The following is a 7,017-nucleotide window of genomic DNA, read 5'->3' on the forward strand; positions in this document are numbered from 1 at the left end:
ATGAAGTTATTACCCGTGACACCGTAACTCGCCCTGATTTTGAGGTCGCTGACGCCCTTTACATTTTTCATAAAATCCTCCTCCGAGATTCGCCAGCCCGCCGAGACGGACGGAAAGACGCCCCATTTCTTATTGCTTCCAAAGCGCGAGGAACCGTCGCGCCGGATGGTGGCCGTCAGCAGGTAGCGATCGTTGTAGCTGTAATTGATCCGGGAAAGATAAGACAGCAGCGACCATTCTGTCGCGCTGGTCGCGGCATCGGTAACAATGCCCGCATTGAGCGTTTGTACCAGATCGTTCGGGAAATTAGTCGATGATATTCCTGAATTATCGGCCCGCACTTTTTGGCTCGTAAAACCCACCAGCGCGTTGATGTGGTGCTTGTTAAAAGTCTTGTCGTAGCTTAGCGTGTGCTCGACCAGCCAGTTGTACGACTGTGAAGTACTGTTGGTACCTCTGGGTATTACTGGCGGGGGCACGCCATCGACGCCCACTATGGATGGCTTGAAAGTTCTCAGGTTGGAGGATTGAAGATCGGTGCCGAGCAGTAGTTTGTAGTTCAGGCCATTGATTATTTGATAATCGGCGAAACTGGTGGCGAGCAGACGAATTTCGGTGTTCGTATAGGTGCGCTCTTTGGCAAGCTTCACCGGATTTTCGATGCTGCTGAATCCATTTCCCAATCCCAAGGCCGTGGTATAGTTGCCATCGGCGTCATACACAGGAACGTGGGGTGCGATCGACAGCGCACTCAGGACAATGCCTCCCTGCGCCCAGTGCCCCTCGGCTTCGGTTGGATTGGCTATCGTGTAGGCCGGCGTTAGGTTCACTCCCACTTTAAGTCGCTTGTTAGCCTAGGCATCGAGATTGACCCTAAATGAATAGCGTTCAAAATCGGAATTGATGATAACGCCCTCCTGCTTAAAATACCCCCCCGAAACCATGAAGCGAACCCGGTCGTTGCCGCCCGCTATCCGTAGCTGCAAATTGCGCATGGCGGCCGGACGATAAATCTCCTTCTGCCAGTTGGTACCTTCGCCCAACGACTCAGGATTCTGCAAATCGGGCAGAATTTTGTAGATCGTACCGCGCTTGTCGCTCGGCGTGTTAATGTCGCCGCCCGTATCGACGTAGGCGTTGTTTCGTGAATCCTTGATGTATTGGGCAAACTCACTGGCATTCATCAAATCGATCGTTTTTACCACGTTTTGCACACCCACGTAGCTGTCGATATCGACCGTCATTTTGCCGGATTTACCCGCTTTGGTCGTCACGATCACTACTCCGTTGGAACCCCTCGATCCGTAGATAGCCGTTGCCGACGCATCTTTCAGCACCTCGATGGATTCAATGTCGTTGGGATTGATGGAGTTAAGCGGGTTGCTAGTCTGGTTGTAGTTGGCCGTAACGGGAAAGCCGTCGATCACATATAGCGGCTCGTTCCCGGCCCCGATGGAACCCGATCCCCTCACCCGGACGGTCAGCCCGCCGCCGGGGGTTCCGGTTGTTTGGGCAGCGTACACGCCCGGCATTCGCCCGGTCATCGTGGCATCGAGACTGGGCGACGGAATATCCTTGATGTCCTGCGCATTGACCGAAGCCAGAGAACCCGTAATGTCGGCTCTCTTTTGGGTACCGTAGCCGACGACGACCACTTCATCCAGCGATTTATTGTCGATCTTGAGACTGACGTCTAGCCTGGTTCGGTTTTCCACCGCCACTTCCTGGCTTTGGTATCCTACATAGCTAAATACCAACACGGCATTGTTATCAGGCACCACCACAGAATACGAGCCCTCCACGTTTGTTGTCGTTCCCCGCTGAGTTCCTTTCACCAGGATGCTCACACCCGGCAAAGCTCCCCCGCCTTCGTCAGTAACAGTTCCCGAAACGATTTGCTCCGCCACAGCTTCGACTTTCACTCCGGGCATAAAAGAGGAAGCTTCCGCCTCCAATCGCGTCAGCATAATCTGCCCACCAATCACCCGGTACGAAATATCGAGCGGTTCCAATACCTGCGCCAAAACCTCCGAAAGTTTGCGTTTTTCCGCCCGAACGCTCACCCGGCGATCGGGCTGGATGACCGTGGAGCTGTACACAAATTTGACATCAACCTCCTCCTCGATCTGGGACAGTACTTTTCGGAGTTCAGTATTCTTGAACTTTACCGAAACGGCCCGATCCAGCAAGCCCTGCGTGTGGGCTTCGTGGGCATGAACCAGCGTGAGGGTCAGGCCAATCAGGACAGTTTGCAGCAGGGTAATCCGCATGATTCGTTGCAGCGTCGTTCGCGCTCGTAATTGTTTTTTCATTACATTTGGCTGTTTTTGTTGGGTTTATAAAAATTTGACAAAACGCCCTCTCCCCGATCCGCAAGGATGGAAACCCGACCAGGTTTCAGAAAGGGTACTACTTCGGAGTCGGAAGTGCTCGCAACACTTCCGGCTCTTTTTTATTTGGGCTTAACGGCAACCGCTACCCATGATTAAAATCTTTGTTCCCCGCACTTCATAGGTGGCATTCAGGGAGGCGCAGAGCAAATCCAGTTTGGTAAAAAGAGGCTGTTCAGTAATGTCGGCGGTGAATAGACAGTTACCCAGTTCCTCGTTTTCAAGGATGATCTCGATGCCGTAGGCTTTTTCCAATTTACCTACGACGGTTGCCATCGTTGCATCTTCAAAGGCAAAGATTTCGGGCTTCACCGCCGGAGAATCGCGCTCCGGGGCTACGACCATCGGCTGCTCTACCAAACTCGTTTCAAAGGAATGACTGGCCTGGGAGTATACAACCCGTTGATTGGGCGTCAGAATCACGCCATTTTTTATTTTATCCTTCAAGGGTTCGTCTGGCAAATCTCGCTGAAAGACAGATACTTTTCCCGTCAGCACCGATACCTGAACTGAGCTATTGTTCTGGCCCGTTTCGATACGAAAACTGGTTCCCAGCACCTTGGTGGTGACTTCCCCGGCATTGACGAAAAAGGGTTGCTGCGGGTTACGCGTCACCTCAAAAAAGGCTTCGCCGTGCAGGGTCACTTCGCGCCGGGAGCTTTCAAAGGTCGCCGGGTACTCCACGCTGCTGCGCGGCGCGAGCGTAACCCGCGAACCATCATTCAAGGTGATTTCCATTGCCTCGGCGGTATCGTTAAGACGTATGAGCGTACCCGCCGGAGACGACACGGAAGGGCCATTGTCTGCCAAGATGGTTTCTGTATTCGAATTCAAAGTCGTGTAAAAAAACCAGCTCAGTCCCAGTACGACGACCGCCGCTGCCGCCGAAAGCCACCATCGGTGCATTGCCGTCAGGGAACGAACGGGACGTTCGACCGTACCTTGCCGCTGCTGAATGGCCCGCCACAGCTTGTCTTCGAGTTGCTGATTTTCCGATGCCGTACGAGCGGATGGTTCACCGTCGAGCATGGAAAACCATTGCTCCACCAACCGCCGCTCCTGCGGAGTGCATTCGTCGGTTTGGTAGCGCTTAAGGAGGGTACGAAAGTGTTGCTTACTCATAGGGGTTGCATGATCCTCTGCCTGTACGACGAAGAATTCGGGAAAGTCCGCAACCAATTATAATTTTTCGCGGAAAGTTTATGTAAAATACGGATTTATCAGGATTTTTCCTTCAAAAAGTACTACTGGAAAATAACCAGATCAGGAGAGAAAGAAAGCCACTCAGTAATATTTTAAGGGTTCGCGCGGCTTGGGTGTAATGGTACTCGACCGTCCGTTCGGGCATAGCGAGCATCTCGGCTATTTCGCGAGTGGTCTTATCTTCGAACTTTTTCAGACGGAAAATCTGCTGCGACTTTTCCGGCAATTGCGCCAGGGCGTCGCCAATAGCAGATTCCAACTCTTCCAAAAATAAAGGATAAGGGGTGTCAGAAGGCAAGTCGGCAATTGAATCCAGGCGCGCGTGTGTAGTTTGTCGATAATGATCGATCACCCGGTTTTTGACCGAGACGAACAGATAACTGCGAAGGTTGGCAATGCGGAGCGTCTTCCGCTTTTCCCACAGTTGAACGAAGAGTTCTTGTACGATTTCCTCCGACGCGTCGACATCTTGGGTTTTGAGGTAAGCGAAGTCGTAAAGTTCCTGCCAGTATTTTTGGAAAATTTGGGCAAAGGAGTCGCTATTCTGCTCGTTCAGGAGCGTAAGTAGTTGGGCATCGTCCAGGTCGATATGGGTATCCAGCGTAGCTATAAGAATGGCCCAGTAGGTTTTTGATGATCAGCTTAATCTACAAATTAATATTGTTTTTTGTCAAGACTATAACACATACATTCCCAAAACTCAGTCCACACTCCCCTCTCTCTCTCGCAGAGGCATAAAGCGCTTCGGCGGTAGGGTACTTTTCCACCGATCGTACCTCGTCAGTAATTTACGATACTTTTTGCTTTCGGTTTTGGAGACGTCGGTCGTTTCGCCGATGTCCTTCCGCAGGTTGAACAATTGAGGGGCTTTATCGCTTTCGAAAACAAGTTTCCAGTCTCCCTGCCGGATGGCCCCCTCGTCGTGACTAATGAGCCAGTAAAGTGCGCGATCATCTTCCCTGTCGGCATTTTGTGCCGCCTTCTCGAATAAGTTTTCCCCTTTAAGCAATGGTTTCTTAGGTAGTTTTCCTCCGGCTTCGGTCAGAATAGTGGGCAAGATGTCCAGAGAACTGACAATGGCGTGGCAAACCGTCCCGGCCTTGATTTTGGCGGGCCAGCGCATTGCCATGGGCACCCGGATACCGCCTTCGTAAGGCTCGCTTTTGTGGCCCCGCAGCGGGTAGTTGTCGGCGCGGATGTGCTTGGTTTCTCCGCCATTGTCATTCAGGAAAATGACAATGGTGTTATCGAGAAGATCCAGTTTTTCGAGCTGCGCATAAATTCGGCCCACGTTGTGGTCCAGCGAATGAGTCATAGCGGCATTGTTCAGCTTCCTTTCGTCCGAAAACTGCTCCTTATATTTTTCCAAATCCTCGGTCTTGGATTGCAACGGCGAATGCACGGCGTTGAACGATACGTAGAGAAAGAAGGGGTTGTTTTGTTCTTTTTCTATAAAGTCCAGGGCGTGGTCGCCGATGGCGTCGGTCATGTAGGGAATGCTGGCCGGATCGACGGGCCGTCCGTTTTCTTCCACCTCTACGGCCTTGCCGGGAAAGTACTGACTGCTGCCCCAGAGGAATCCCCAGAAATAATCGAAACCGCGACTGTTGGGGTGATACGGTTTTGAGAACCCTTCGTGCCACTTACCGATGATCCCGTTTTTGTAGCCCAAGGGGTGCAAATAATCACCGATCAGTTTGATGTTTTGGGGGATTCCGTAGTCGGCCTGCGGGATAGTGTACTTCACCCCCTTGATGTAATTGTCCACGTTGCCAAACTCGGGCTGATTGATGCCCGTGAGCAGTCCCGCCCGCGAGGGTGCGCAAACGGCGGCAGTAACGTAAGCGTCGGTAAATTTCACGCCTTCGCGGGCAATGCGGTCGATGTTTGGGGTAGTGATGAACCGATTGCTCTGGAAGCTAAAATCGGCATAACCTGCATCGTCGCTGAGAATGAGGACTATATTGGGCTTGTTGGGTTTGGACGTTGCCAGGCTCAGGAGTGCGGCCATTGCGATACTTACCGATAGCAAAATCTTGTTCTTCATCAGGGTCATAGTCTTACTTTTCGGGTTTAACTTTTTCGCTCTGCTCTTCCTTCTGACGAATAAAGTAGTCATTCATGCTGTACTCCGATGCCGCTGCCCATTTTACGTTGACGGTCGGCAGGTACTTTCCCAGGGTGGCCTTTACTTTCGCGTACTTCTTTTCTCCCGCCACGTTGCGCCACTCGTTCGGGTCTTTCGCCACATCATATAGTTCCTCAGAGCCGTCTTCGTATTTGATGTAGCGGAAGTCCTTTGTCTTGACAGCGTGATTATTTCTGGCCCAAGTCGTGATGGCCGGGTGCAGCCATTTAGTTTTGGGGGATTGCAGGAGAGGATAGAGACTACGGGCCTCTAAGTTCGTACTTGGAGAAAGCCCAGAGAGGTCGGTCAATGTGGGGTAGATTGAAAATAATTCTACGGGAACGTCGATTTTGTTATTTTTCGGAATACCCGGCCCGGCGAAAATCAGCGGGGCCGCCGTCGCTTCTTCCCAAAGACACATCTTTGCAAAAGTACCCTTCTCCCCCAGGCGGTACCCATGATCCGACCATAAAATTACGATGGTATTATCGGCGTAGGCACTCGCTTCCAGGGCGTCCAGAACTTCGCCGACGTAATGGTCTACGAAAGACACACTGGCCAGGTACCCTTGCAGGATGTTTTTCCACTCGCCGCTGGCGATGGCCCAATCAGTGGTGGGCATCATAGGCCAGTCATCTACCTGTAATGCAATCGGCGGGAGGTCGTCCCGGTCGGTTTTGAGGTAAGGCGGCTCGTGAAGCTTTTCGGGATTATAAAGGTCGAACCATTTCTGCGGCACGTACCAGGGAACGTGCGGGCGCAGAAAACCCACTGAAAGAAAAAAAGGCTTTTCATAGTTCCGACCGAGGCGCTCGACGGCCCACTGGGCTGAATGATAGTCGGGCATCTGGTCGTCGCGTTCGGGGAAAGCGCCCCAATCCGTAGAGGTGCGTTTTTCGTCCCATTTGAAAGGTTTGGAGGGCTTGGGGCCAAAGCCCTTCTTGCGGCCACCGCTTTCGTCCAGCAATCCATCGGGAGTGTGTTCGTGAAAGATTTTCCCGATTCCCATTGTGTAATATCCTGCATCCTTGAAGTACTGATGGAGGAAGGTAGTTTGACGAGTAGCTGCGTTGGTTTCCTTGATCTTGTCGTCGTCGATCATGCCATAAATCCCCGTGGTCGAAGGCCGCAAACCCGTCATAATTGCAGTGCGTGACGGACTGCACATCGGCGACTGGCACTGGGCGTTGGTAAAGAGCGTCCCACGACTGATGAGCTTATCGAGATTGGGCGTGATGGCATCCGGGTGGCCCATGCCGCCGATGAAGTCGTTCAGATCATCCACGCTGATCATGA

5 protein-coding genes and 1 pseudogene are annotated in these 7,017 nt (G+C 52.2%); all 6 read right to left on the bottom strand.

What is annotated here, in order from left to right; genetic code table 11:
* Nucleotides 1–830, bottom strand: a pseudogene (locus tag ACEW8P_RS05100) (hypothetical protein); the annotation flags it as partial.
* Nucleotides 831–854: 24 nt separating this feature from the next.
* The gene (locus ACEW8P_RS05105) at nucleotides 855–2,312 is read right to left on the bottom strand and encodes a SusC/RagA family TonB-linked outer membrane protein (protein ID WP_373512025.1); all 1,458 of its coding nucleotides are present in this window, start codon (nucleotides 2,310–2,312) and stop codon (nucleotides 855–857) included.
* A gap of 150 nt (nucleotides 2,313–2,462) precedes the next feature.
* Nucleotides 2,463–3,512: a FecR family protein gene (locus ACEW8P_RS05110; protein WP_373512026.1), complete on the bottom strand. Its 1,050-nt coding sequence runs from the start codon at nucleotides 3,510–3,512 to the stop codon at nucleotides 2,463–2,465.
* 112 nt (nucleotides 3,513–3,624) lie between these two features.
* Nucleotides 3,625–4,209, bottom strand: coding sequence for an RNA polymerase sigma-70 factor (locus ACEW8P_RS05115; protein WP_373512029.1), 585 nt, complete (start codon nucleotides 4,207–4,209; stop codon nucleotides 3,625–3,627).
* Nucleotides 4,210–4,293: 84 nt separating this feature from the next.
* Nucleotides 4,294–5,640, bottom strand: a complete 1,347-nt coding sequence (locus tag ACEW8P_RS05120) for a sulfatase-like hydrolase/transferase (protein ID WP_373512027.1) — start codon at nucleotides 5,638–5,640, stop codon at nucleotides 4,294–4,296.
* A 13-nt stretch (nucleotides 5,641–5,653) separates the two neighbouring features.
* Nucleotides 5,654–7,017: sulfatase (locus tag ACEW8P_RS05125; RefSeq protein WP_373512028.1), on the bottom strand; the 1,364-nt coding region annotated here is incomplete at its 5' end.

This window comes from Persicitalea sp. (genome assembly GCF_041751555.1).
GTDB lineage: Bacteria > Bacteroidota > Bacteroidia > Cytophagales > Spirosomataceae > Persicitalea.